Annotated in this window: 29 protein-coding genes; 14 read left to right on the forward strand and 15 right to left on the reverse strand. The window is 73.3% G+C overall.

Annotation, left to right across the window (positions count from 1 at the left end):
- Positions 1-60: 60 nt before the first annotated feature.
- Positions 61-894 (forward strand): patatin-like phospholipase family protein, encoded by an 834-nt coding sequence (locus ACSDG8_RS01395; protein WP_439427544.1) that lies wholly within the window; start codon positions 61-63, stop codon positions 892-894.
- An 18-nt stretch (positions 895-912) separates the two neighbouring features.
- Here ACSDG8_RS01395 and ACSDG8_RS01400 read toward each other — a convergent pair whose 3' ends face one another.
- Both ACSDG8_RS01400 and ACSDG8_RS01405 read right to left on the reverse strand, forming a co-directional pair.
- A complete protein-coding gene (locus ACSDG8_RS01400; RefSeq protein WP_210900506.1) occupies positions 913-2133 on the reverse strand; it encodes an RNA polymerase sigma factor in 1221 nt (406 codons plus the stop codon).
- A 19-nt stretch (positions 2134-2152) separates the two neighbouring features.
- On the reverse strand, positions 2153-2545 hold the full coding sequence (locus tag ACSDG8_RS01405; RefSeq protein WP_307856264.1) for a YciI family protein: 393 nt from the start codon (positions 2543-2545) through the stop codon (positions 2153-2155).
- A 90-nt stretch (positions 2546-2635) separates the two neighbouring features.
- On the opposite strand from ACSDG8_RS01405, the gene ACSDG8_RS01410 reads away from it, so the two are divergent.
- Both ACSDG8_RS01410 and ACSDG8_RS01415 read left to right on the forward strand, forming a co-directional pair.
- Positions 2636-3100: a peroxiredoxin gene (locus tag ACSDG8_RS01410; protein WP_282100766.1), complete on the forward strand. Its 465-nt coding sequence runs from the start codon at positions 2636-2638 to the stop codon at positions 3098-3100.
- Positions 3101-3165: 65 nt separating this feature from the next.
- Entirely contained in the window at positions 3166-3849 is a 684-nt protein-coding gene (locus ACSDG8_RS01415) for a hypothetical protein (RefSeq protein ID WP_210900509.1), read from the forward strand.
- Positions 3850-3919: 70 nt separating this feature from the next.
- Here the strand turns inward: ACSDG8_RS01415 and cydB are convergent, their stop codons facing one another.
- Both cydB and ACSDG8_RS01425 read right to left on the reverse strand, forming a co-directional pair.
- The gene (gene cydB, locus ACSDG8_RS01420) at positions 3920-4918 is read right to left on the reverse strand and encodes a cytochrome d ubiquinol oxidase subunit II (RefSeq protein WP_210900511.1); all 999 of its coding nucleotides are present in this window, start codon (positions 4916-4918) and stop codon (positions 3920-3922) included.
- 17 nt (positions 4919-4935) lie between these two features.
- Complete coding sequence (locus tag ACSDG8_RS01425) at positions 4936-6345, reverse strand: cytochrome ubiquinol oxidase subunit I (protein WP_210900514.1); 1410 nt, start codon at positions 6343-6345, stop codon at positions 4936-4938.
- 177 nt (positions 6346-6522) lie between these two features.
- Between ACSDG8_RS01425 and ACSDG8_RS01430 the strand changes: the two genes are divergently transcribed.
- Positions 6523-7293, forward strand: a complete 771-nt coding sequence (locus ACSDG8_RS01430; RefSeq protein WP_210900516.1) for a lysophospholipid acyltransferase family protein — start codon at positions 6523-6525, stop codon at positions 7291-7293.
- Between the two features lie 63 nt (positions 7294-7356).
- Entirely contained in the window at positions 7357-8007 is a 651-nt protein-coding gene (locus ACSDG8_RS01435; RefSeq protein WP_210900519.1) for a flavodoxin family protein, read from the forward strand.
- Between the two features lie 139 nt (positions 8008-8146).
- Here ACSDG8_RS01435 and ACSDG8_RS01440 read toward each other — a convergent pair whose 3' ends face one another.
- Together ACSDG8_RS01440 and ACSDG8_RS01445 are read right to left on the reverse strand one after the other, a co-directional pair.
- On the reverse strand, positions 8147-8515 hold the full coding sequence (locus ACSDG8_RS01440; protein ID WP_210900522.1) for a DUF4180 domain-containing protein: 369 nt from the start codon (positions 8513-8515) through the stop codon (positions 8147-8149).
- On the reverse strand, positions 8508-8933 hold the full coding sequence (locus ACSDG8_RS01445; protein WP_247679744.1) for a helix-turn-helix domain-containing protein: 426 nt from the start codon (positions 8931-8933) through the stop codon (positions 8508-8510). Before ACSDG8_RS01445 ends, ACSDG8_RS01440 begins: the two co-directional genes overlap by 8 nt.
- Positions 8934-9021: 88 nt before the next feature.
- Here ACSDG8_RS01445 and ACSDG8_RS01450 point away from each other — a divergent pair, with 88 nt between their 5' ends.
- The 4 genes from ACSDG8_RS01450 (at position 9022) to ACSDG8_RS01465 (ending at position 12799) form a co-directional block, all read left to right on the forward strand.
- A complete protein-coding gene (locus ACSDG8_RS01450; RefSeq protein WP_210900525.1) occupies positions 9022-9789 on the forward strand; it encodes a glycerophosphodiester phosphodiesterase family protein in 768 nt (255 codons plus the stop codon).
- A 20-nt stretch (positions 9790-9809) separates the two neighbouring features.
- A complete protein-coding gene (locus tag ACSDG8_RS01455; protein ID WP_210900528.1) occupies positions 9810-11207 on the forward strand; it encodes an MFS transporter in 1398 nt (465 codons plus the stop codon).
- 83 nt (positions 11208-11290) lie between these two features.
- Positions 11291-11977 (forward strand): thymidine kinase, encoded by a 687-nt coding sequence (locus ACSDG8_RS01460; RefSeq protein ID WP_374223560.1) that lies wholly within the window; start codon positions 11291-11293, stop codon positions 11975-11977.
- A gap of 27 nt (positions 11978-12004) precedes the next feature.
- Entirely contained in the window at positions 12005-12799 is a 795-nt protein-coding gene (locus ACSDG8_RS01465; protein ID WP_439427545.1) for an NPCBM/NEW2 domain-containing protein, read from the forward strand.
- A gap of 4 nt (positions 12800-12803) precedes the next feature.
- Here the strand turns inward: ACSDG8_RS01465 and ACSDG8_RS01470 are convergent, their stop codons facing one another.
- Positions 12804-13262, reverse strand: coding sequence for an Rv0361 family membrane protein (locus ACSDG8_RS01470; protein ID WP_210900538.1), 459 nt, complete (start codon positions 13260-13262; stop codon positions 12804-12806).
- Between the two features lie 99 nt (positions 13263-13361).
- Between ACSDG8_RS01470 and ACSDG8_RS01475 the strand changes: the two genes are divergently transcribed.
- Positions 13362-13733 carry a VOC family protein gene (locus ACSDG8_RS01475; RefSeq protein WP_210900541.1) on the forward strand — a complete coding sequence of 124 codons (372 nt, stop codon included), beginning with the start codon at positions 13362-13364 and terminating at the stop codon, positions 13731-13733.
- Between the two features lie 4 nt (positions 13734-13737).
- Here ACSDG8_RS01475 and ACSDG8_RS01480 read toward each other — a convergent pair whose 3' ends face one another.
- The 6 genes from ACSDG8_RS01480 to ACSDG8_RS01505 form a co-directional block, all read right to left on the reverse strand.
- Positions 13738-14583 (reverse strand): LLM class flavin-dependent oxidoreductase, encoded by an 846-nt coding sequence (locus tag ACSDG8_RS01480; protein WP_439427546.1) that lies wholly within the window; start codon positions 14581-14583, stop codon positions 13738-13740.
- Positions 14584-14615: 32 nt separating this feature from the next.
- Complete coding sequence (locus tag ACSDG8_RS01485) at positions 14616-15605, reverse strand: tyrosine-type recombinase/integrase (RefSeq protein ID WP_210900547.1); 990 nt, start codon at positions 15603-15605, stop codon at positions 14616-14618.
- 113 nt (positions 15606-15718) lie between these two features.
- Positions 15719-16153, reverse strand: coding sequence for an Hsp20/alpha crystallin family protein (locus ACSDG8_RS01490; protein ID WP_030504676.1), 435 nt, complete (start codon positions 16151-16153; stop codon positions 15719-15721).
- Between the two features lie 74 nt (positions 16154-16227).
- Positions 16228-16737 carry a GNAT family N-acetyltransferase gene (locus ACSDG8_RS01495; protein WP_439427547.1) on the reverse strand — a complete coding sequence of 170 codons (510 nt, stop codon included), beginning with the start codon at positions 16735-16737 and terminating at the stop codon, positions 16228-16230.
- The gene (locus ACSDG8_RS01500) at positions 16734-17261 is read right to left on the reverse strand and encodes a DUF2087 domain-containing protein (protein WP_439427548.1); all 528 of its coding nucleotides are present in this window, start codon (positions 17259-17261) and stop codon (positions 16734-16736) included. Before ACSDG8_RS01500 ends, ACSDG8_RS01495 begins: the two co-directional genes overlap by 4 nt.
- An 86-nt stretch (positions 17262-17347) precedes the next feature.
- Positions 17348-17836 carry a GNAT family N-acetyltransferase gene (locus ACSDG8_RS01505; protein ID WP_439427549.1) on the reverse strand — a complete coding sequence of 163 codons (489 nt, stop codon included), beginning with the start codon at positions 17834-17836 and terminating at the stop codon, positions 17348-17350.
- A gap of 107 nt (positions 17837-17943) precedes the next feature.
- Here ACSDG8_RS01505 and ACSDG8_RS01510 point away from each other — a divergent pair, with 107 nt between their 5' ends.
- From ACSDG8_RS01510 to ACSDG8_RS01520, 3 genes are all read left to right on the forward strand, one after another.
- Entirely contained in the window at positions 17944-19485 is a 1542-nt protein-coding gene (locus ACSDG8_RS01510) for an ArnT family glycosyltransferase (protein WP_439427550.1), read from the forward strand.
- A gap of 13 nt (positions 19486-19498) precedes the next feature.
- Positions 19499-20317: a TIGR04222 domain-containing membrane protein gene (locus ACSDG8_RS01515; protein ID WP_210900559.1), complete on the forward strand. Its 819-nt coding sequence runs from the start codon at positions 19499-19501 to the stop codon at positions 20315-20317.
- 147 nt (positions 20318-20464) lie between these two features.
- Positions 20465-20773, forward strand: a complete 309-nt coding sequence (locus ACSDG8_RS01520) for a hypothetical protein (RefSeq protein WP_210900562.1) — start codon at positions 20465-20467, stop codon at positions 20771-20773.
- A gap of 57 nt (positions 20774-20830) precedes the next feature.
- Here the strand turns inward: ACSDG8_RS01520 and ACSDG8_RS01525 are convergent, their stop codons facing one another.
- Entirely contained in the window at positions 20831-22402 is a 1572-nt protein-coding gene (locus tag ACSDG8_RS01525; RefSeq protein ID WP_439427551.1) for an MDR family MFS transporter, read from the reverse strand.
- A 62-nt stretch (positions 22403-22464) separates the two neighbouring features.
- Entirely contained in the window at positions 22465-23082 is a 618-nt protein-coding gene (locus ACSDG8_RS01530) for an acyl-CoA-like ligand-binding transcription factor (RefSeq protein ID WP_439427552.1), read from the reverse strand.
- A gap of 334 nt (positions 23083-23416) precedes the next feature.
- Here ACSDG8_RS01530 and ACSDG8_RS01535 point away from each other — a divergent pair, with 334 nt between their 5' ends.
- Positions 23417-23953, forward strand: a complete 537-nt coding sequence (locus tag ACSDG8_RS01535) for a DUF1062 domain-containing protein (protein WP_307856262.1) — start codon at positions 23417-23419, stop codon at positions 23951-23953.
- Positions 23954-23988 lie beyond the last annotated feature (35 nt).

Here is a 23988-nt window from a genome sequence, read left to right on the forward strand (position 1 = left end):
CTGATGGTGAGGGCCGACGTTACCGTGGGCGGGACGACCCGGGGTGGAGAGGACTGTCACATGGGGCGCGCGTTGGTGCTGGGTGGCGGCGGGGTGACCGGGGTGGCGTGGGAGCTGGGTCTGCTGGCCGGGCTGGCCGGGCACGGCCTGCGGCTGGACGAGGCGGACCTGGTGGTGGGCACGTCCGCCGGGTCGGTGGTCGGCGCGCAGGTGCGTTCGAGCACGCCGGTGACGCAGCTGTACGAGGCGCAGTTGCGGCCGCTCCGCGAGGAGGTGCCGGCCCGGCTCGGGATGGGGGTGCTGGCGCGCTGGGCGTGGGCCGGTGGGTGGGGGCGGGACGCGGCGCGGGCCCGGGCACGTATCGGCGCGCTGGCGTTGTCGGCGCGTACCCCGTCGGAGCAGTCCCGGCGGGCGGTGATCGCGGCCCGGCTGCCGTCGTCGCGGTGGCCGGCGGCGCGGCTGCTGGTGACCGCCGTCGACGCGGCCTCCGGCGAGTTCGTGGTGTTCGACGCCGACAGCGGGGCGTCGCTGGTGGACGCGGTCGGGGCCAGTTGCGCGGTGCCGGGCGTGTGGCCGCCGGTGACGATCGGTGACCGGCGGTTCGTCGACGGCGGCGTCCGCTCGCCGGTGAACGCGGATCTGGCGGCCGGCTGCGAGCGGGTGGTGGTGCTGGCGCCGACGCGCGCGGCGGTGGGACCGATGCCGCGGCTGTCGGCGCAGGTGGCGGCGCTGCGGGAGGCGGGCGCGCGGGTGGCAGTGGTGTCCCCGGACCGGGCGGCGCGGACGGCGATCGGCCGCAACGTGCTGGATCCGGCGCGGCGGGCGGCGTCGGCGCGGGCCGGGTTCGCCCAGGCCGACGCGGTGGCCGACGAGGTGGCAGCGGTGTGGCGGTGAGCGCGGCCGCCACCAGGATCAGGAGCCGCCGCTCAGGCGGCCCAGCCGCCGGTTGAGATAGCGCTGTTCGGGCAGGCTGCCGGTCAGGCGGGCGGCCAGCCGGTAGTGCTCGGCAGCGGATTCCCGGTCGCCGTGCAGCTCCAGCAGGTGGGCGCGGACGGCGTGCAGCCGGTGGTGCTGGCGCATGGCCGGGTCGGCGCGCAGCGGGTCGAGCAGGGCCAGCCCGACGTCGGGGCCGTGCGCCATGGCCACGGCTACGGCCTGGTTGAGCGTGACGAACGGGCTGGGGGCGACCCGGCTCAGCATGTCGTAGAGGACGCTGATCTGCAGCCAGTCGGTGTCGTCGAAGGTCGGCGCCTCGGCGTGGACGGCGGCGATGGCCGCCTGGAGCTGGTAGCGGCCCACCGGGCCCCGGGGCAGGGCCCGGCCGAGCAGCGTGACGCCCTCGTCGACGAGGTCGCCGCGCCAGCGGGAACGGTCCTGCTCGGCGAGCGGCACGAGGTCACCGGCGGCGTCGGTGCGGGCGGGCGACCGGGCGTGGGTCAGCAGCATCAGCGCCAGCGCGCCGGTCACCTCGTGGTGCTCCGGCAGCGCGGCGTGGACCTGCCGGGTGAGCCGGATCGCCTCCTCGGCGAGTTCCACGTCCAGGAGCTGGTCGCCGGAGGTGCGGGTGTAGCCCTCGCTGAACACCAGGTGGCACACGTCGAGCACGGCGGCGACCCGGGCGGGCAGCGCGTGCGGCGGCGGCATGGTGAACCGGGCGCCCGCCTCGCGCAGCGTCGCGCGGGCCCGGCTCAGCCGCTGGGTCATGGTCCGGGCCGGCACCAGGTAGGCGGCGGCGATCTGCTCCACACGCAGGCCGGCCACCGCGCGCAGGGTCAGCGCGACCTGGGAGGGGCGGCTCAGCGCCGGGTGGCAGCACAGGAACAGCAGCCGCAACGTGTCGTCGGCGCCGGTCACGGGCGTGTCGTCGGCGGACGGCACGACGCCGGCGTCGGGTTGCCGGGCCGCGTCGAGCCGCTCGCGGCGGGTACGGGCCGCGTCGGCGCGGATCCGGTCGATCAACCGTCGCGCGGCGACCCGGATGAGCCAGGCGCGGGGGTCGTCGGGGACGCCGGCGCTCGGCCAGTGGGCGGCGGCCGCCTCCGCCGCGTCCTGCAGGGCGTCGTCGCAGGCGTCGGGGTGCCCGTAGCGGCGCAGCAGCGCGGCGCGGACGTGCGGCGCCTCCCGGCGCCACACGTCCGCGAGGGCGGTTGCGTTACTGATCGGAGCCGCCCGGCCACATCAGGGGCCGCAGCTCGACGGTCTCCCCCGGGCCTGCGAACTTCGCCGCGACGGCCTCGGCGCGGGCCTGGTCCTCCACGTCGATCAGGAAGAAACCGGCGAGGTGTTCCTTGGCCTCGGAGTACGGGCCGTCGGTCACCAGCGGCGAGCCGTCGCTCCACCGGTACAGCCGGGCGGTGCCGGGATCGGCGAGCGCCTCACCGACGACCAGTTCGCCGTTGGCGTGCAGCTCGGTCAGCACCTGCTCGAAGTCGGCGTTGAGCCGGTCCCGCACCTCGGCGGGCAGCTCCTGGTACGCGGCCAGATACTCGGAGGTGGGGTGCCCCCACGGCTCCGGGTTGGAGTGGATCATGATTACGTACTTCACTGTTGGTCCTTCGCGTCGTGCGGCGGTGCCTCCCCGCCGCTCGCCGGGTACGACGGAGCCGGATCGCCGATGTCTACATATCCTCGCGTCATGAGTAACACGATGGGTGTCGGTGACCTGGTCGAGGATTTCACGCTGCCGGACGAGACGGGTACGCCGCGGCGCCTGTCGGAGTTCCTGGCCGCCGGGCCGGTGGTGCTGTTCTTCTACCCGGCGGCGATGACGCGGGGCTGCACCGCGGAGAGCTGCCACTTCCGGGACCTGGCGGCGGAGTTCGCGGCGGTGGGCGCGCAGCGGGTGGGGATCAGCCGTGATCCGGTGGATCGGCAGGCCGAGTTCTCCCGCCTTCACGGGTTCGACTATCCGCTGCTCTCCGACGTCGACGGCACGGTGGCCGACGCGTTCGGGGTGCGGCGGCGGCTGCCGCTGGGGCCGCTGAGCACGCGGCGGATGACGTTCGTGATCGGCACGGACCGGCGGGTGCTGGCCGTGGTGCGCAGTGAGCTGAGCATGAACGAGCACGCCGACGCGGCGTTGCGGGCCCTCGGGGGCTGATCATCGAGGTGTCGCAGCCGGCTGGTATCAAGGCTGCGTCAAACAGGTGTACGGAAGAGGGCGTGATGGCGGGTCAGGGTTTGTCCACTGACGAGGTTCAGGGGATCCGGGAGGCGCTGGCGGCGGGCCGCAAGCCCCGGGTGGTGTTCACCGAGACGGCCGGGCAGATCGCCGGGCAGATCGGGCAGGTGGTGGAGCTGACCGACCCGGAGGCGTCGGAGGAGTTCGTGGTGGTCCGCTTCGGCCGCGACGAGCTGCCGTTCTCCCCCGCCGACGTGGCGATCGCGCCGAAGGGCGCCGGGCGGCGGCCGGCCGCCGCCGAGCCGAAGCCGGAACAGCCGGCGGCGCCGCCGGAGCCGGAGTTCGTGCTGGACACGCCGCGGGTGCCGGCGCCACGACGGGAGGAGCCGAAGGTGGAACAGCCGGCGACGGAACCGAAGCCGGCCAAGCGGGCGGCGAAGGCGGCGAAGCCGAAGACCCCGCCGGGGCTGACGGTGACGCTGGCCTACGCCGAGGGCGAGTGGACGGTCGCCGCGCAGCAGGGCACGAAGGCGCTGGCCCGGCCGTACGTGGTGAAGCCGGCCGAGGCGCTGCGGATGGTGGCGCTGGTGGACGTTCCGGGGGTGCAGGAGGCGGTGGAGCAGATCCTGGCCGCGGAGCGGGCCGAGGCGGAGCAGCAGGCGGAGAAGCTGCGCGCCGAGCTGGCCGAGATCGAGGCGCGGCTGGCGGAGTTGCGCGAGGCGCGCTGACCCCCGGACGCCCCGCGGGGCCGGTGCGACCCCCTCGCACCGGCCCCGCGCCCCTGCGCCCACAGGTCGATCAGTGTTGCGGAATGTTCTGTACCCCGATCCGGCGGCGGAACACCCAGTACGTCCAACCCTGGTACGCGAGCACGATCGGGGTGAACAGCACTGCCACCCAGGTCATGATCTTCAAGGTGTACGGGGTGGACGCGGCGTTGGTGGCAGTCAGCGTGCCCGCCGGGTCGAGGGTGGACGGCATCACGTTCGGGAACAGCGCGGCGAACAGCGTCGCCACGGCCAGGGCGATCGCCACGGCGGTGCCGGTGAACGCCCAGCCCTCCCGGCGTACCTTGGCCGCGGCCAGACCGCCGAGCAGGGCGAGGGCGGCGCCGACGGCGAGCACCACGGCGGCGGCGCTGGAGCGGATCGTCAGCGTCCAGCTCAGGAACGCGACGGCGGCCACGGCGGTGCCGACGCCGAGCTTGACGGCGAGGGCGCCGGCGCGCTCGCGGATGTCACCGGTGGTCTTCAGCGCCAGGAACACCGCGCCGTGGGTGAGGAACAGCCCCAGCGTGGTCAGGCCGCCGAGCAGCGCGTACGGGTTGAGCAGGTCGAACAGGCCGCCGACGTACTCGTGGTCGGCGTCCAGCGGCACGCCGCGGAAGATGTTGGCGAACGCCACTCCCCACAGCACGGCCGGGATCGCCGAGCCCCAGAAGATGGCCTGGTCCCAGCGGCGCTTCCAGGACGCCTCGGGCCGCTTGTGGCGGTACTCGAAGGCGACGCCGCGGGCGATCAGGGCCAGCAGGATGAGCAGCAGCGGCAGGTAGAAGCCGGAGAACAGGGTGGCGTACCACTCGGGGAAGGCGGCGAACATGGCGCCGCCGGCGGTGATCAGCCACACCTCGTTGCCGTCCCAGACCGGGCCGATGGTGTTGATCATGACGCGGCGCTGCCGGTCGTCGCGGCCGAGCACCGGCAGCAGCATCCCGACGCCGAAGTCGAAGCCTTCGAGGATGAAGTAGCCGGTGAAGAGCACTGCTACGAGGAGAAACCAGACGGTCGTCAGTTCCACGGTTGGGCTCCGGGGTGTCAGTAGGCGAACGCCAGCGGGCGCTCGGCGTCGTCGGTGTCGTCGTCGGTCTGCGGGGTGACGTCCGGGACGCCGGCGCGGGCGTAGCGGACCAGCAGCTTGAACTCGACCACCGCGAGGACGGCGTAGATGAGCGTGAACGCGGTGAAGGAGGTGAGGACCTCGGTCAGGGAGACGCTGCGGGACACGCCGTCACGGGTGAGCATCTCGCCGAAGACGATCCAGGGCTGGCGGCCCATCTCGGTGAAGATCCAGCCGAAGGAGTTGGCCATCAGCGGCAGCACGGGCATGACCAGGCCGGCGCGCAGCAGCCACTTGCTGGTGGGGGTGCGGCCCTTGCGCTGGCTCCAGAGCACCAGCAGCGCGATCGCGGCGGCGGCCAGCCCGAAGCCGATCATGAAGCGGAAGCTCCAGTAGGTGACCGGGATGATCGGGGCGTAGTTGCCGGGGCCGTACTGGCTGGCGTACTGGGCCTGCAGGTCGTTGATGCCCTGCACGGTGCCGTTGGGGTCGCCGGTGCCGAGGAACGACAGCAGGTACGGGATCTTGATGGCGAACAGCTCACGGCTGCCGTCGAGGCTGCCGACGGTGAGCACGGAGAACGAGGCGGGGCTCTCGGTGGTGTAGAGGCCCTCGGCGGCGGCCATCTTCATCGGCTGCACCTCGGTCATGATCTTGCCCTGGATGTCGCCGGTGAGGATCACCAGCGCCGAGGAGATCAGGACGACCCAGGAGCCGAGCTTGGTGGCGAAGCGGTACGCGCCGGTGTCGGCGCTGTCGCGGTTGCGCATCACGTGCCACAGGCCGACGGTGACCATCAGGGACCCGGCGACCAGGAACGCGCCGGCCAGCGTGTGCGGGAAGGTGATCAGGGCGACCTTGTTGGTGAGCACGGCGACGAAGTCGGTCAGCTCGGCGCGGCCGCTCTCCGGGTTGATCCGGAAGCCGACCGGGTTCTGCATGAACGAGTTGGCGGCGAGGATGAAGTACGCCGACAGGTTGGTGCCGATCGCGGCGGCCCAGATCGCGGCCAGGTGCAGCCGCTTGGGCAGCCGGTCCCAGCCGAAGATCCACAGGCCGATGAACGTGGACTCCAGGAAGAACGCGACCAGGGCCTCGATGGCCAGCGGCGCGCCGAAGATGTCGCCGACGAAGCGGGAGTAGTCGCTCCAGTTCATGCCGAACTGGAACTCCTGCACGATGCCGGTGACCACACCCATCGCGAAGTTGATCAGGAACAGCTTGCCGTAGAACTTGGTGAGTTTGAGGTACCGCTCGTTGCCGGTGCGGTGCCACATGGTCTGGAGGATGGCCACCAGCACGGACAGGCCGATGGTCAACGGCACGAACAAGAAGTGGTAGACGGTGGTGACACCGAACTGCCAGCGGGCGACGTCCAACGCGTCCACCTGTAAACCCCCAGCTGCGCATACTACGAGACGTAGTAGATACTACTCTTCGTCGTAGGCGCGACAGCAGGGCCGCAGGGCCTCACCCGACCCGGGACCAATGACCCTGATCACCCTTGCCGGATGACCCCCACCGGCTCCCCGAGCCATGCCCGCGCATGCGACCATCCAGCACTGATGAACAGCACCCTCTGGCGCGCGCCGCTGTTCTGGCGGGGCGCGCAGACGCTCGCCCGCGCCGCCGTCGGGCTGGTCGGCCGGCTGGAGGTCACCGGCGACGTGCCCGACGCGCTGCGCCGCGGCCCGCTGATCCTGGCGGCCAACCACATCAGCCCGTTCGACCCGGTCGTGCTCGCCGCCGCGTGCCGGGCCCGCGACGTCGCGCCCCGGATCATGGCCACCGGCGGCCTGTTCCGCACCCCGGTGATCGGGGCGCTGATGCGCCACGCCGGGCACATCCGCGTCGACCGCGGCACCGCCGCCGTGCACCGCTCGCTGGAGGTCGCCGCCCAGGCCGTGGCCGGCGGCTCGGTGGTGCTCGTCTACCCGGAGGGACGCATCGGGCTCGACCCCGGCATGTGGCCCGAGCGGGGCAAGACCGGCACGGCCCGGCTCGCCTTCGCCAGCGGCGCCGCCGTCGTCCCGGTGGCCCAGTGGGGCTCGCACGAGGTGCTGCCGTACCGCGCGCCCAAGGGGATGCTGCGCGGCGTGGCCCGGGCGCTCGTCCGCCGGCCCGTCATCCGGGTGCACTTCGGTGCCCCGGTGGCGATCGACGACCTGCGCTCGGGCTCCCCCGGCGCGGCCCGGCAGGCCACCGACCGGATCATCGACGCGATCACCGAGGACCTGGTCCCGCTGCGCCCCGACGAGCCGGACCTGCCGCGCCACATCGACCCGGGACGACCGGTCGACACCGCCCGCGCGCACCGCCGCCACCGCGCCGGCTGACGCATCCCGGCCCCGGCTGCGGGTATCAAGGTTCCGCACTCCTTTGGCGGAGAGGACCTGGTCATGACCGCTGTACGAGCACTCGTGCTCAACTGCACCCTGAAGCGTTCACCGGCGACGTCCAGCTCACAGGTGCTCGGTCAGGAGGTGCTCGACGCGCTGGCCGAGCAGGGCGTCGACGGGGAGATCGTCCGGGTGGTCGACCACGACGTGCGCTTCGGGGTCTCCGTCGACGAGGGTGACGGCGACGGCTGGCCCGCCATCCGCGCGAAGCTGCTCGCCGCCCAGATCCTGATCATCGCCACGCCGATCTGGCTCGGTCAGCCCTCGTCGGTCACCAAGATGGTCCTGGAACGGTTGGACGCCGAACTGTCCGAGACCGACGACCAGGGCCGCCTGCGCACCTACGGCAAGGTCGGCGGGGTCGCAGTGGTCGGCAACGAGGACGGCGCGCACCACACCATCGCGGAGGTGCAGCAGGCCCTCAACGAGGTGGGGTTCACCTGCCCGGCCGCCGGGGCCACCTACTGGGTCGGCGAGGCGCTGCACAAGACCGACTACGTCGACGCCCGCCCCAAACCCGACACGACCGGCCGCACCACCGCCGCGCTGGCCCTCAACAGCGCCCACCTGGCCCGACTGCTCGCGAACCAGCCCTACCCGCCGCCGGGAACCCGCAACGCGGGCGTCGGCCCAAGCGGCCGGCCGAGCTGACCGGCGCCCGCGCAGGCTCGCACGCCGCCGTCGATCTTGCAGTTGGTGCCCCGGCAAACCCGGCGAACCACCCCCGACGGGGGGCCGCAAGTGCAAGATCGGCGAGGCGAGGCGGGGCGCGGCGAGGCGGGGCCGGGGGTCAGGGGGTGGCGCGCAGTCGCTCGTCGAGGGCGGCCAGGTCGGGTAGGAACCACACCTGGTCGTGGCGGTTGGACTCGGCCACCAGCGCGCGCAGCGCGCCACTGCGCTCCAGGTGGGCGGAGATGTCACCGACGACCGCCAGGCGCAGCCGGTAGTTGACGAACTTCTGCATCACCTCGCCCGCGAAACGGGTGCCGAGCGTGAAGAAGTCGGGGTCGAGCCGGGTGGCAGGCACCGCCACCACCGTCGCGCCGAGAAACGCCGCGCCGATCAGGTCCAGCGCGTCGCGTTCGGTGGCGATCGGCGGGCCGTCGGGGTCGCAGACCAGCACCGGCACGCCGGCCCGGTCCTGCATCTGGTCAGCCACGGCTGCCGCCGCCCAGCACGCTGTCGACCAGGCGCAGCAGGTCGGCGGTGGCGGCGAGGTCGCCCAGGATCATGATCGTCATGCGTTGCCGCTCCTCGTCGTGGACCGTCTGCACCCGCAGCGGACGGTCCGGGTCGTGGTGGGTGTTCACGCCGGCCAGCACCAGCGTGCCGAGGCGGTCGGCGGCGGCCCGGTCGACGCCGTCGAGCCGCAGGACGCTCGACACCTCCACCGCCGGTCCCGTCGCCGCGACGGCCGGCCGGCCGGTCAGGGCGTCCAGGTCCGCACGCGCGATCCGGTACTGCTTGCCGATCCGGGTGGCCCGCAGCCGACCGGAGCGGATGTAGCCGCGCACGGTGCGTACGTGCAGCCCGAGCAGGTCCGCGACCTGCTCCACCGAGTACATCTCATTACTCATCGCACCCTATCTTAGCGATGATAGGGAGCGATAGGTAATTTCACCGGCCGGCCATGTGTGCGCCACCCAGGCCGGGCATACTGCCCGCGTGCAGCCCCGTCACGGCTACCTCGACGCGCCCGCGCCGCTGGCGTTCGCCCATCGCGGCGGCGCGGCCGACGGCGACGAGAACACCGCCGCCGCGTTCGCCCGTGCCGTCGCGCTGGGCTACCGGTACGTGGAGACCGACGTGCACTCCACCGCCGACGGCGTACCCGTGGTCTTCCACGACCCGACGCTGCGCCGGGTCACCGGCGAGCCCGGCCGCATCTCCGACCTGCGCTGGGCCGACCTGGCCTCGGTACGCGTCGGCGGGGCCGCCCTGGTGCCCCGGCTCGACGACGTCCTCGACGCCTGGCCGCAGGTGCGGTTCAACATCGACGTCAAGGCCGACGGCGGTGTGGAGCCCACTGTCGCCGCCGTCACCCGGGCCGGCGCGGTCGACCGGGTGCTGCTCGCCTCGTTCAGTGACGCCCGGCTGACCCGGCTGCGCGCGCTGGCCGGGCCGAAGGTCGCCACCAGCCTCGGCATGCGCGGCGTGGCCCGGCTGCGGCTGGCCTCACTGCACGGGCGGCCGGTGCGGCTGCCCCCGTCCGTGGTCGCCGCCCAGGTGCCCGCCTCCTTCAGGCGGGTGCCGGTGGTGGACCGGCGGTTTCTCGCGTACTGCCACCGGATCGGGTTGCACGTGCACGTCTGGACGATCGACGAACCCGCCCAGATGCACCACTTACTTGATCTTGGTGTGGATGGCATCATGACCGATCACGTCAGCGTGCTCCGCGACGTCTACCGCAGCCGCGGCCACTGGGCCGCCTGACCCCCCGAGGACGACCCCCGATGGCCGATACGGTCACCCCCGCCGTCGCCGACCCCGCCGGACCGGGCAGCACCCGCCGCGAGCGCACCGGCTGGTACTTCTACGACTGGGCGAACTCCGCGTTCCAGACCACAGTCATCACGGTCTTCCTCGGGCCGTTCCTGACCACCGTCACCGAGCTGGCCGCCGGCTGCGAACTGGGCGCGGACAGCTGCGACGGCGCCGTGTACCCGCTGGGCGTCAAGGTCGCCGCCGGCTCGTTCTACCCGTACCTGATCTCGCTGTCGGTCTTCCTCACCGTGTTCGTGCTGCCGGTGATCGGCGCGATCGCCGACCGGTCGGCGCACAAGAAGCGGCTGCTCGCCGCGGCGGCGTTCACCGGCGCCGGCGCGACCATCGCGTTCGCGTTCGTCACCGGCGAGCGCTACCTGCTCGGCGGCGCGCTGTTCCTGATCGCGAACATCTCCTTCGGCGCCGCCGTGGTCGTCTACAACTCGTTCCTGCCGCAACTCGGCGGCCCGGACGAGCGCGACGGCATCTCCAGCCGCGGCTGGGCCATCGGCTACCTCGGCGGCGGTCTGCTGCTCGCACTGAACCTGGTCGCGGTCACCATGCTCAGCGAGGAGGGCAACGCCCAGCGCACGCTGGACCTGGCCCGCTGGTCGATCGTGTCGGCCGGCGTGTGGTGGGCGGCGTTCACCCTGGTCCCGCTGCGCTGGCTGCGCGAACACCCCACCGCGGCGGCCCGCCACGACAGCGGCGGCGTCAACGTGCTCACCGACGGGTTCCGGCAACTCGGACGCACCCTGCGGGAGATCAAGGCGTACCCGCTGACGCTCTACTTCCTGCTGGCCTTCCTGGTCTTCAACGACGGCATCCAGACCGTCATCACGCTGGCCAGCCAGTACGGCACCGAGGAGCTGCGGCTGGAGCAGAGCACCCTGATCGTGACCATCCTGCTGGTGCAGTTCCTCGCGTTCGGCGGCGCGCTCGCCCTCGGCGCGCTCGCCAAGCGCATCGGCGCCTGGAAGACGGTGCTGCTGTCGCTGGTCCTCTGGACCGGTGTGATCATCGCCGCGTTCCGGCTGCCGGCCGAGGCGCCCGTGCCGTTCATGATCCTCGGCGGCTGCATCGGCCTGGTGCTCGGCGGCAGCCAGGCGCTGAGCCGCTCGCTGTTCAGCCAGCTCATCCCGGCCGGCAAGGAGGGCGAGTACTACGGCTTCTACGAGATCAGCGACAAGGGCACCAGCTGGCTCGGCCCGCTGGCGTTCGGCCTGGTGTTCCAGCTGACCTCGTCGTACCGGGTGGGTCTGGTCTCCCTGCTCATCTTCTTCGTGGTCGGCTTCGCGCTGCTGGCCGCCGTGCCGATGCGCCGGGCCATCATCGCCGCCGGCAACACCCCGCCCCGGGTGCTCTGACGGGTGGATCATCGCGGACCGGATCCGGCGGTGTCGATGGACTAGGCTGCCCCGACGTGACCGACGACGCCGCCCTGACCTGCCTGGCCCGTCCCCTCGCGGGGCCCGGCGACGACCGAGCCGCCGGCTGCGCCGCCGCCCGCGGCGTCGACGGCCGGCCGCTGCACGCCGCCGCGCTGAAGTTCTTCTGGGGGCCGATGGACTGCGGCAAGTCCACGATGGCGTTGCAGATGAACCACAACCACGCCCGCCAGGGCCGCCGCGGCCTGGTCACCACCCGCATCGACCGCTCGCTGGGCCCGCAGGTCACCACCCGCATCGGCCTGGCCCACGAAGCCGTCGAGGTCACCGACGACCTGGACCTGCGCGATCTGGTCCGCGACGCCTGGGCCGAAGGGGTACGGGTGGACTACCTGATCTGCGACGAGGCGTCGTTCTACAACCTCGAACACGTCGAGCAGATGGCCGAGCTGGTCGACCGGTTCGACGTCGACGTCTACGCCTTCGGGCTGGCCACCGACTTCCGCTCCTGCCTGTTCCCGGCCGCGCAGCGGCTGTTCGAACTGGCCGACGAGGTGGCCCGCATCCAGGTCGAGGTGCTGTGCTGGTGCGGCCGGGAAGGGCTGCTCAACGCCCGGGTCGTGCAGGGCGCTGTGGTCCGCGAGGGCGCGCAGGTCGTCATCGGTGACACCGTGGACACCGCCGACGTGCGCTACCAGGTGCTGTGCCGGCGGCACTACCGCTCCGGGGACCTCGGCCCGCGTGCCTGACGGGCGCGCGCCTGATACAAACGGCGCGTGCGGACCGACAGCGACATCACGGCGCCGGAGCACGGCACGCCCCCGCGACCCGCGCGTCTGCTCCCCCAGGGCGTAGGCGTGATCGCGGACGTGGCGGCGGTGGCCACGCTGCTCACCGGCGGCGGCCGGCCCATCGTCCTGGCGGCCAGCGCGGGCGCCGTCCTGGCCGGCGGCTATCTCCTGGTACGCCGGCTCGGGCAGCCCGTGGACCGGTCCGCGCTGGTGGGCCTGGCCGTCGCGGTCGCCGGCGCGGCGATCTTCGGCTACGCAGTGCGGCCCGCGCCGGACCGGACGTCGCCCGTCGGCGCGGCACCCACCACCGCGGCGGCCCCTGCCACCGGCACCCCGGTCGCGGCCACCACCGGCGTCCCCACGGCCACCGGCGTCCCGGCCTCGGGCGCCACGACCTGGTTGTACGACGTGCCGTCCGTCGACGGCGGGAAAGGCTGGGAGCAGGGCGCGGAGACTGTCGACGGCAAACGGTACGACAACAGCCTCGTCGCCTCGACCTGCAGCGCCACCGCCGAAGAGTCGGAGTCGTTCAACCTCGGCAAACGCTTCGCCGGGTTCCGGGCCACGATCGGGGTGCCCGACGACGTCCCGGACGTGTTCCGCGCCCGGTTCACCGTCCTGGTCGACGGCGAGGTGGTGTTCCGACGCGATCTGGGACTGGGCGGCACCGCCACGCTGGACGTGCCGGTCACCGGCGCGCTGCGGCTGACCCTGCACGTCGACAACGTCGGGCCGGGCGGGTGTGACAACGGCGTCTGGATTGAGCCGCGCCTGCGCTGACGCGTCAGAAGGGGTCCCCGCACACCCGCCACGCCCCCTTCTCCTGCACCACCGGCAGCTCACGCTCCTCACTGCCGCCACCGTCGCGGTTGATCCGCACCACTACAGTGCCGTGCGGGCGGCCGGAGCGGGTCGCCACCGACACGTCGACGATCTCATAGCCGCTGACCTGCGGCGGCGTCCGCACCCAACTGCCGAAACCGGCCTTGCTCCACCTGCCCCGGGCCTCGGCGCACAGCCGCTCGTACGCCGCGTCGGTGTCACCGGAGGCGACGTCGCGGAAGAACCCGTCGGCGGTCTCCCGGACCGGCCCGTCGGACTGGAACACCACCTGCGCGTTCCACGCCGCCAGCCCGGCCACCCCGATCAGGCAGGTGCCCACGCCGAGACCGGCGATCAGCACGCCCGCGCGTAGCGGCCGGCGACGCCGGGCCGTGTGGTGCCACTCCTGCTGCCTGCCCATCACCGTCGACGGTAGGCAACCGGAACGCGTCGCGCAGGCGGTTGCGACGCGCGCTCGTGGCGGGCCGGAGATGTCAGGGGCCGGCGGCAGACTGTCGGCATGACAGTCAATGCCGACATCGCCATGATCAGCCTCGACAGCTCCGACCCGGCCGCCCACGCGGCCTTCTACGCCACGGCGCTGGGCTGGGAGATCACCCACAGCCAGGCCGAGTACGCCATGATCGTCAAGGACGGCACGTCGATCGGCTTCGGGCTGGTGCCCGGGTACACACCACCGGCCTGGCCGGACGAGAGCGGCGGCAAGCGCTACCACCTGGACCTCTACGTCGACGACGTGGCGGCCGCGGAGAAGGAGCTGGTGGCGGCCGGCGCGACCCGGCCCGGGTTCCAGCCCGGCGGCGAGCGGTGGACCGTGCTGCTCGACCCGATCGGGCAGCCGTTCTGCCTCTGCCCACGCCCGCAGGGCTGACCGGTCAGCGCAGCGGGCCGCGCAGCACCGCGGCCCGCATCGCCGCCGGATCGGCGGCCGGGACGTACTCCAGCCACCAGGTGGCGCCCGCCTGCGCCAACTGCGTCAGGTAGGCCCGCTCGGCCCGCTCGTCGGACCGTCGCCGCCGGCCGCCGACTGCCACGTCGAACGGCTGGCCGTCCGCGCGGCGGGCCGGCAACGCGGCGACCAGGGCGGCAACCTCGTCGGGCGTGAAGTCGGACCACCCGTCGGTGTCGGTCAGCTTGTAGGGCACGATCCCGTCCGCCCGGGCGGCACGCCGCAGCACCGCCTTCGCCTGGGTGCTCCCGCCCACCCAGACCGGCACCCGGGGCGACTGCACCGGCGGGGGACGCAACGCCACGCCCTCGGCCCGGTAGTGGACGCCGTGGTGCGTGACCGGTTCGCCGCCGAGCAACCCGACCAGCAGGTCCAGGCCCTCGTCGAGCATCGCGGCGCGGGTCCTGAGGTCGGTGGGCTCGCCGAACGCGGCCAGACCCCGGTCGGCCGGGTCTCCGACGCCGACCGCGACGCCGGCCCGGCCGCCGGAGAGGTGGTCGAGGGTGAGCACCTCCCGCGCCAGCTTGGCCGGGCGGCGCCGGGGCAGCGCGGTGACTGTCGTGCCCAGCCGCACCCGCCCGGTGCGCCCGGCGATCGCCGCCAGCACCAGCCAGGGATCCCAGGTCGGCGGGTCGTCCCCGGCGTGGTGCACGAGGTAGTCCTCCAGGAACACCCCGTCCCAGCCGGCCCGCTCGGCCAGCTCACCGAGCGCCACGAGATCGGCAACCGTCAGCGTGCCGCCGCCGCAGGGGATCTCCAGTCCGTGTCTCACGCCCGCGCACGCTACGGCGCGGGTATGACGGCTCAGCCGCGCCGGCGCGCCCGCGCCGCCCAGATCGCGTACGCCGGGTCGCGGTCCAGGTTGTGCCGGTCCCGGTCGTAGCGGCGGGTGGTACGCGGATCGGCGTGCCCCATCGCGTCCTGCACGTCTTCCAGCGGCACCCCCTCGGAGCGGGCCGTGGTGGCGAACGCGTGGCGCAGCGAGTGCGGCGAGAGCTTCGCCCACGCGGCGATCCCGGCCCGCTGGGCGAGGCGGCGCACCAGCCGGAACACCGCGTGCCGGTCCAGCCGGGCGCCGGTCGCGGTGACCAGCAGCGGACCGGTCAGCTCCGGCGCCGGGACACCCTGCGCGGCGGCCCGCACGGCGAGGTAGGCGTCGACCGCGTACGCGGTGCCCGGGGTGAGCGCGCGCCGGCGTACCTTGCCGCCCTTGCCGATGAAGCGGACGCTGCGGTGACCGCGCTCCGTGCCCAGGTCGGACACGTCCAGCGCGACCAGTTCCCCCACCCGCAGCCCCAGGTCGGCCAGCAGCGCGACGGCGGCCCGGTTGCGGGCGGCGGTGGGGCCGGTGTCGGCCTCGGCGGCGGCGATCAGCGCGTCGACCTCCTCCGGGGTCAGGCCGACAGTGGCGGAGTGGTCCCGGTCCACCCGGGGCCGGTCCGCCGCCGACACCGGGTTGGCGGTCACCGCGCCCAGCTTGGCCAGGAAGTCGTACCAGCTCGACAGCGCGGACAGCCGGCGCGCCACGGTGGCCGGCGTGAGCGTCCGGCCGTCGCGCCCGCGCGGCGTGGACTCCAGTTCCCGGCCGTACGCGTTGACGTCGAGGAAGGTGGCGCGCAGCGGGTCGAGCCCACGCTCGGCGCACCAGCTCAGCCAGCCGGTGACGTCGCGGCGGTACGCGTCGCGGGTGTGCTCGGACAGCCGCCGGTTGCGCAGCCACGCCTCGGTGACATCGGCGGGGCCGGCGGGCAGGGCGGCGGTGCGGGCGCGGGGCAGCACCTCGGGGCGAAGCATGTGAGAAAGGTTCTCAGCCGGCGGGGGGTTTGGCGACGAGGCGCGCGGACCCGTCGTCACGGCGACGCGGGGTCGGCCGGTGCTCCGGCCTTCCCCGCGTCGGCCTGACGTGCTCAGGCGGTGGTGAGCTGGCGGCGGCCGTTGCCCTCGGCGGGCGTGGCCACGGTGATCCGGCGTGGCTTGGCGCGCTCGGCGATCGGGATGCGCAGCGTCAGCACGCCGTTCTCGTAGCCGGCCTCCAGCCGGTCGGTGTCGAGCGTGTCGCCCAGGAACAGCTGCCGGGTGAACGTGCCCATCGGACGCTCGGCGGCGACCAGCTCGACGTTCTCGCCGCTGGGGCGGCGGCGCTCGGCGCGGACGGTCAGCACGTTGCGCTCGACGGTGCAGTCGATGCTGTCCGGGTCGACGCCGGGCAGGTCGAACGCGGCGTAGAAGTGGTCACCGTCGCGGTAGGCGTCCAGGTGCATGACGGCGGGCCGGGCGGCGGTGCCGAAGAACTGCTCGGCGATCCGGTCGATCTCGCGGAACGGGTCGGTACGCATCAACATGGCTCTTGCCTCCTCGGTTCTCCTGGCCCAAGGTCTCAAGTTGAGTCCGGGTGACTCAAGCTCCTGGTTCTGTTTTAGCGCGCCTCCGCCGCGTCGTCAACTCGGCCCGGGAGCGCCTTCTCGAACCAGTGCTGCGCGTACGGGCCGCTGTTGAAGGCGGGAATCTCCCGGTAGCCGTGCCGGGCATATAAGGCACGCGCCTCGACCAGGTCGGAGCGGGTGTCCAGGCGGATCCGCGGCGCCCCGCCGCCGCTCGCGTACGCCTCGATCGCGGCGATCAGCGCCGCGCCGCCACCGGCGCCCCGGTGCTCCGGGCGCACATACACCCGGGTCAGCTCGGCCCAGTCCGGCTGCCACCGCAGCCCGGCGCACCCGGCGAGGCGGCCGTCGCGGCGGGCCAGCACCAGCAGCCCGCTCGGCGCGGCCAGGTCGTCGCTCGGGTCCTCGGCCAGCGCGGCGTCCACCTCACCGGGCCGCTCCGGACGGTCGTACCAGCGGCGCACCATCTCCGCCATGTACTCGCGCAGCATCAGCGCCGCGTCCGGCTCGTCCGGACGCGCGACGTGGGTGCTCCAGCCGCTCACGGCCCGGTCCGCCAGTAGACGCCCTGCTCGCGGGTGAGCAGCATGTCGTCGATCAGGTAGCGGCGCAGCGTCACGTGGTCGGCCTCGCCGCCCTCGCACCACTGGCGCAGCGCGTCGTCCACCTCCCGCTCCGGATAACGAAGCCCCGGCTCGAAGGTCCGTTCGGTGATGTGCTCCAGCAGCACGCGGCGGCGCCCCCGCTGCGCGGGCAACCGGGTCAGCGCGCCGTCACGCAGGAACGTGCGCAGGATCGTCTCGCGCGGGTTCGCCGCCGGGGCCGCCGGCGACGTCGCCCCGGCCCGGGCGAACTCGCGCAGCCGCTCGGCGTCGACCCGCAGCCCGTCCCCGTCGTCGGCGAGCACACCGGCGTCGGTGAGACGGCGTACGGCCACGGCGACGTCGCGGGCGGGCAGCCCGGTGCGGGTCACCACGGCCGGCACGTCCCGGGCGCCGAGCACGATCGCGGCGAACACGGTTCGGCGGCGCTCGTCGGCGAGCGCCCCGGCGAGGGCATGAGCGGTCATGACGGGCAGCCTGTCAGCAACCCGCCGGATCCGGCGAGGCGTTTTCCGGCCGCCGCTGCCCCGGGCCCGGCAGGAAGGCCGCCGGTTCACAGCCGGCGGTGCATGACGTGCAGCCCCACCCGGCCCAGCGTCGGGTGGGCGAACGACTCCGGCACGGTGCCGATCACCGTGAAGCCCAGCCGCCGGTACAGCTCCACCGCCGCCGTGTTGGTCTCCACCACGGCGTTGAACTGCATCGCGGCGAAGCCCTGACGCCGGGCCCAGTCCAGCGCCTCCTCGCACAGCGCACGGCCCACACCCCGGCCGCGCGCGTCCGCCGCGACCATGAAGCTCGCGGTAGCCACGTGCGAACCCGGCCCGGGCCGGTTCGGGCCCATCTTCGCGGTGCCGCGCACCGTGCCGTCGTGGTCCACCGCGACCGAGGTACGCCCCGGCGGGCGCTCCAGCCACACGTCGCGCGCCACGTCCGGCGGCCACGCGGGGTCGTACGGGAACGTGTCGGCGGCGGTGACGACGTCGGCGAAGATCGGCCAGACCTGGTCCCAGTCGGCGTCGGTGCAGTCACGGATCAGCATCGCCGGGCACGCTAGCCGTCGCCCGGCCGTCCGGCCACCGGTTTCCGTCCACCCGGCCGAGGGTCGCGGGGCATCGGCGGCCCGCCGGTGCGGTCCATCATGGGCAGGTGGCCGAATCAGTCGCCGACCTCGATCGGAGCCAGGCCGCCGCGCCCGGTGGCCCGCCGCCCGCCGGTCCGCGTACCGCCGCGCCCCTGGTGGTGGGCGCGGTCCTCACCGTCGTGCTGCTGTCGCTCGCCGGCCGCTACGGCTACCACCGCGACGAGCTGTACTTCCTGCTCTGCGGCCGGCACCTCGACTGGGGCTACGTCGACCAGGGGCCCCTCGTGCCGGCGCTGGCGCGGCTGGCCGACACGATCGCGCCGGGCAACCTGGTGGTGCTGCGTACCCCGTCGGCGTTCATCGGCGGCGCGGCGGTGGTCCTGGTCGCCGCGATCGCCCGGCAGTTCGGCGCCGACCGCGTCGCCCAGACGGCCGCGGCGGTGCTCGCCGCCGCCTCGGGCATCGTGCTGGCCGGCGGCCACCTGCTCAGCACCACGAGCGTCGACCTGCTGGTGTGGCTGGCCGCGGCACTGTGCGTGGTGCGGATGCTGCGCACCGGCGACACCCGGTGGGCGCTCGGCGCCGGGCTGGCGCTCGGCGTCGGCCTGCTCAACAAGCCGCTGCCCGCCCTGCTCGGCGTGGGTCTGGTCGCCGGGGTGCTGATCGCCGGTCCGCGTCGGCTGCTGCGCGACCGGTGGGTGCTCGCCGGTGCGGGCGTCGCCGTGCTGCTCGCCGTGCCGTACGCGGCGTGGCAGGCCGCGCACGGCTTCCCGCAGCTCGACGTGGCCGCGTCGATCGCCGACGGCGACAGCTCCTACAGCGGCCGGATCGACGCGGTGGTGCTCCAGTTCCTGATCATCAGCCCGTTCGCGGTTCCGGTGTGGGTCGCCGGGCTGGTCGCGCTGCTGCGCCGGCCGTCCTGGGCGGCGTACCGGTCGCTGGCCTGGGCCTGGCTGGTGGTGGTCGCGATCGTGGTGGTGGCCGGCGGCAAGGGCTACTACGACGCGCCGCTGCTGCTGGTGCTCACCGCGGCCGGGGTGGTGCCGGCCGTCGAGTGGGCGCGGCGGGGCGCGCCGCGGGTCCGGCAGGCGCTGCTGGTCACCGCCGCCGTGCTGATGGCCGCGGGCAGCGCGGTGCTGCTGCTGCCCACGCTGCCCGCCGACCGGCTGCCCGGGTTCGTGGTGGCGGCGAACTACGACGCGGGCGAGACCATCGGCTGGCCGGAGTTCGCCGACTCGGTGGCCGCCGTGCACCGCGCCCTGCCCGCGGCCGAGCGCGACCGGGCGGTGGTGCTGACCGGCAACTACGGCGAGGCCGGCGCGCTGGCCCGGTACGGGCCGCAGCGGGGACTGCCGCGCGCGTACTCCGGGCACAACAGCATGGCCACGTTCGGTCGGCCGCCCGACGGCGCGGACGTGGTGATCGTCGTCGGCTGGTCCCGCCCGGACCGGCTGCGTGCCTGGTTCACCGACGTCACCGAGGCGGGCCGGGTCGACCAGCGGGTCGACGTCGACAACGACGAGAACGGCGAGCCGATCTTCGTGGCCCGAGGGCTGCGCCGTCCGTGGTCGCAGATCTGGGACACCGAGGTACGCCACGGCTCCTGACATACTTGCCGCCATGCTCTGGGGAGTCAGCGGGCCGATCTTCCTCCTCGACTACCTCGGCGCGGTCGCCGTAGCCGTCGTGATCGCTGTGGCGGTACGCGAACTGACCGGCCGCCGTACCCGGGGCGCGACGCCCGACCGGGTCGAGCTGGCGTACCTGACCGACCGGGCGCTGCTGGCCTGCCAGCTCGGGGTGGCCGCGCTGCGCCGCGCCGGTGGCGTCGAGATCGGTGAGCTGGCCACGCTGCACGCGCAGGGGCCGCCCCCGGCCGGCTCGCCCGCGCTGGTGCGTGCCCTGCACAGTGCGCTGCGCCGCCCGCAGACCTGGGCGGCGGTGCTCGCCGACCCGGACGTGGGCCGGGCGCTGCGCCGTACGGTCGGGCGGCTGGTCCGCGACGGCTGGCTGCTCACCCGCGCGCAGCGGCGGCGGATCGCGCTGGGCACGGTGCCGCTGTTCGCGGTCGCCGCGGTCGGGCTGACCCGGCTCGTGGACAGCGCCGTCGAGGGGCGTTCCGCCGGTGGTCCCGCCTCGGTCGCGGGGCTGCTGCTGTGCTGCCTGGCCACCGCGCTCGGTGGCTGGTGGCTGACCGAGGTGCCGGAGACCGGTTCGGCCGCCCGCCGGCTGCTGCGGCGGCTGCGTCGCGAGCACGCCGATCTCGACCCGGAACGCCGTCCCACCTGGCAGGGCCGGGACACCGACACGCTGCTGACCGGGATGGCCCTGTTCGGCCCCCGGCCGTTGCTCGCCGTGGACCCGGCCTTCGCCGTGCAGGTGGGCGTCGACCCGGAACGGGACCGTCCGCGCCCCGACCGCAAACCCGCCCGCCGCTGACCAGACCTCTCATTCCGCATCGATCATGAAGTTGACGGCGCTCCGCGTCCGTTTTGCCCGGTACAACTTCATGATCGACGGCTCGGGGTGGGCAGGCCGTCGGCGCCCGCCGGGTTTCCTTGTCTTGGGCGCTGGGAAGGCTCGGGCATGGCCGAGACATTCGTGAGCGAAGACCTGAAGACACTGCAGGCGATTGCGCGCGGGGCCGGGATACAGGAGGTCGACCGCCTGTCGCCGGACCAACTGGTCGAGGCGTTGCGCCGCGCCGGGGTGACCGACGGTACGCAGGACCAGTGGCCGCCCCAGCCCATCGAGGACCCGGCTCACCTGGCCGGGCTGCCCCGCAGCTCGCTGAAGCAGGGCGACGAGAGCACCGGTGGCCGGGCCGCCGAGGAGTCGATCGGCGCCGTGCCCGGCGAGTCGGGCACCGAGATCAACGACCGCACGCAACGCTGACCGTACGCACGAGGGCCGTCCCCGGGTGATTGCGGGGGCGGCCCTCGATCGGGCGGGTCAGTGCATCCCGGCGGCAGCCGCCGCCTCCTCACGGGCCCGGCGCTCGTCACCGCTGAGCGTGTTCAGCGGCTTCTCCTTGATGAACAGCACGACGATCAGGGCGAGCAGCGCGAAGGGCGCGCCGATGAGGAACATCTCCGACGTGGCGGTGCCGTAGACCTCCTGCACGACGCGCAACACCGGCTCCGGCAGGGCCGACAGGTCCGGGACCTCGGCCGAACCGCCCCCGCCGGCCAGCGGGCCGAGCTTCTCCGTGGTCAGCGACGTCACCCGGTTCGCCAGTACCGCGCCGAGCGCGCTGACCCCGACCGCGCCGCCCATGCTGCGGAAGAACGTCAGCACCGACGTCGCCGCGCCCAGCTCGGCGGCCGGCACGTCGTTCTGCGCGGCCAGTACCAGGTTCTGCAGCAGCATGCCGACGCCGACGCCCAGCACCGCCATGTGCACCGACAGCACCGGCACGCTCGTGTTCGCGTCGATGGTGCTCAGCAGCAGCATGCCGACGGTCATCACCGCGGCGCCGGCGACCAGGAACATCTTCCACCGGCCGTACTTGGTGATGAGCTGGCCCGCCACCGTCGAGGAGACCAGCAGACCGAGGACCATCGGCAGGCTCATCAGGCCGGCCGCCGTCGGCGACTTGCCGAGCGAGGTCTGGAAGTACTGCGACAGGAACACGGTGCCGCCGAACATCGCCACGCCCACGAGGATGCTCGCGATCGTGGTGAGGCTGACGGTGCGGTTGCGGAAGATGCCCAGCGGGATGATCGGCTCCTCGGTGCGGGACTCGACGAACACGGCGAGCGCGAGCAGCGCCAGCCCGCCGCCGACCAGCAGCGCGGTCCAGCCGGACACCCAGTCGAACTTGTTCCCGGCCAGCGACGACCAGATCAGCAGCGTGGACACGCCCGAGGTGATCAGCAGGGCGCCGAGCCAGTCGATGCGGACCTTGCGGCGGACCACCGGCAGGTGCAGCGTCTTCTGCAACAGCGTGATCGACAGCAGGCTGAACGGCACGCCGATCAGGAAGCACCAGCGCCAGCCCAGCCAGGACGTGTCGACCAGGACGCCGCCGATCAGCGGGCCGGCGATGGTGCCGACGCCGAAGACGGCGCCGAAGATGCCGGCGTACCGGCCCAGCTCACGCGGCGGGATCATGGCCGCCATGACGATCGTGGCGAGCGCGGTCATGCCGCCCGCGCCGATGCCCTGGATGACGCGGCTGAGCAGCAGCACCTCGACGTTCGGGGTGAAGCCGGCGACCAGCGAGCCGGCCACGAACAGGCCCAGGGACAACTGGATCAGCAGTTTCTTGCTGTAGAGGTCGGCCATCTTGCCCCACAGCGGGACCGTCGCGGTCATCGCCAGCAGCTCGCTGGTGACGATCCACGTGTAGACGGTCTGGCTGCCGTTGAGGTCGGCGATGATCCGCGGCAGCGCGTTCGCCACCACCGTCGAGGCGAGGATCGCCACGAACATGCCGACCATCAGGCCGGACAACGCCTGGAGGACCTCCCGGCGTGACATCCGCGTACCCGTTTCGGCGGGCGGAACAGTGGCGGTGGTCATCGAACTCCTTGTCGTGTGCACGGGCGAGCGGCCGCGCGACGGCGGCGGCCGGTACGAATGGCTCAGGTGGAGGCGTGCGGATCGGGCAGGCCGGCGGCGACGGCGGCGAACGCGTCGGCGGTCAGCTCCCGCAGCGTCGTCGTGTCGGGTCGCTCGACCCACTGCATGAGGGCAGTACGCAGGACCGCGCCGGCAACAGTGGTGACGAGCGTCGGGTGGCCGTGGCACGGGTCGAGCCCCAGCCGGGCGGCCACCGCCGCGACGATCACCTGTTCGGTCTCGGCGTTGCCGCTGATCAGGCGCGGAAGCAGCGACGGGTTCGCCGCGATCACCCGCAGGCGCAGCAGCCACACCTCCTGGTCGGATTCGATGGCCTCGACGACGTCGTCGAAGGCCAGTCGCAGCGCGTCGAACGCGGACAGCTCCGGTGGCGCGGCGACGACGCGGGCGGCCAGCACCTCGCGGTCGGTCGGCTGGTCGCCGAGCAGCGCCTCGTCCTTGCTGGGGAAGTAGTTGAAGAAGGTGCGGGCCGACACGTCGGCGGCCTCGCTGATCTCCTCCACCGTCACCTGGTCCAGGCCGCGCTCGGCGACCAGGCGCAGCGCGGCGGCGCTGAGGGCGGCGCGGGTCTGCCGCTTCTTGCGGTCACGCAGGCCGGGGCGGCCCTGATCCGAGGTCACGCCAGGACTCTACGAGCGATCTTGCAGTGAGTGCAAACTTTTACTGAGTGAAGTGACAGGCGGCGCACCGCAGTGGGCGCCGGAAAACGGGTTGAGCGCGGTTTCCGGCGTCCCGTACGTTTCCCGCACCTCTGTCGCAGCGAAGAAGGACGACTCCGCGTGACCCCTCCTGCTCTCTAGAACCTGACACGTTCCCCACGCCTGTAGCCGGCGCCTGCGTGCCGGCTCCCCGGGCTGCCCTCGCGCGCCCGGCCACAGCGTCCGAGGCCGCGCGTAATCGGCCTCGCGTCAGGTCTTCAGAGATCAGGTCTCCATGTCATCCCAACCGCATATCGTGCTGCCCTGGGTCGTACGCCGGACCCGCCTTCCGCTGCTGTCGCTGCGCTGCGTCACCTGCCGGGCGGAGTCGGCCACCGCCGCCCGGGGCCGGTTCCGCGTCAACGCCAACGGCAAGATCCTGGACGTGTGGCTGCTCGTGCACTGCGTGTCCTGCGACCGGACCAGCAAGCTCACCGTCCGGGAGCGGGCGGCGGTCAGCTCGTTCGATCCCGCCGATCTGCACGGCCACCAGCTCAACGATCCCGATCTGGTGGCGGCCACACTGCTGGACCCGGCGTTCGCCCGGCGCTGCCGCTTCACCCTCGACTGGACCGGCGCGTGGCGCCTGGACGCGCCGGTCGTGCCGCTCGACGGGTGGCCGGTCCAGGTGAACGTCACGTTCGACGACCCGGTGCCGGTACGCCCGGACCGGCTCATCGCCCACCGGTTCGGCCTCACCCGGTCCGAGGTGCTGCGCCGGGTCAAGTGCGACATCCCGCTGAACCGTCCGACGAGCACCGGATTCACCTTCACCGTCCTGGCGGAGGACTGACCGTGGCGTGGTCGCGGCGGGATCCCGCCGCGACC

This window comes from Micromonospora sp. LA-10, assembly GCF_051853095.1.
Classification (GTDB): Bacteria; Actinomycetota; Actinomycetes; order Mycobacteriales; family Micromonosporaceae; genus Micromonospora; species Micromonospora echinospora_A.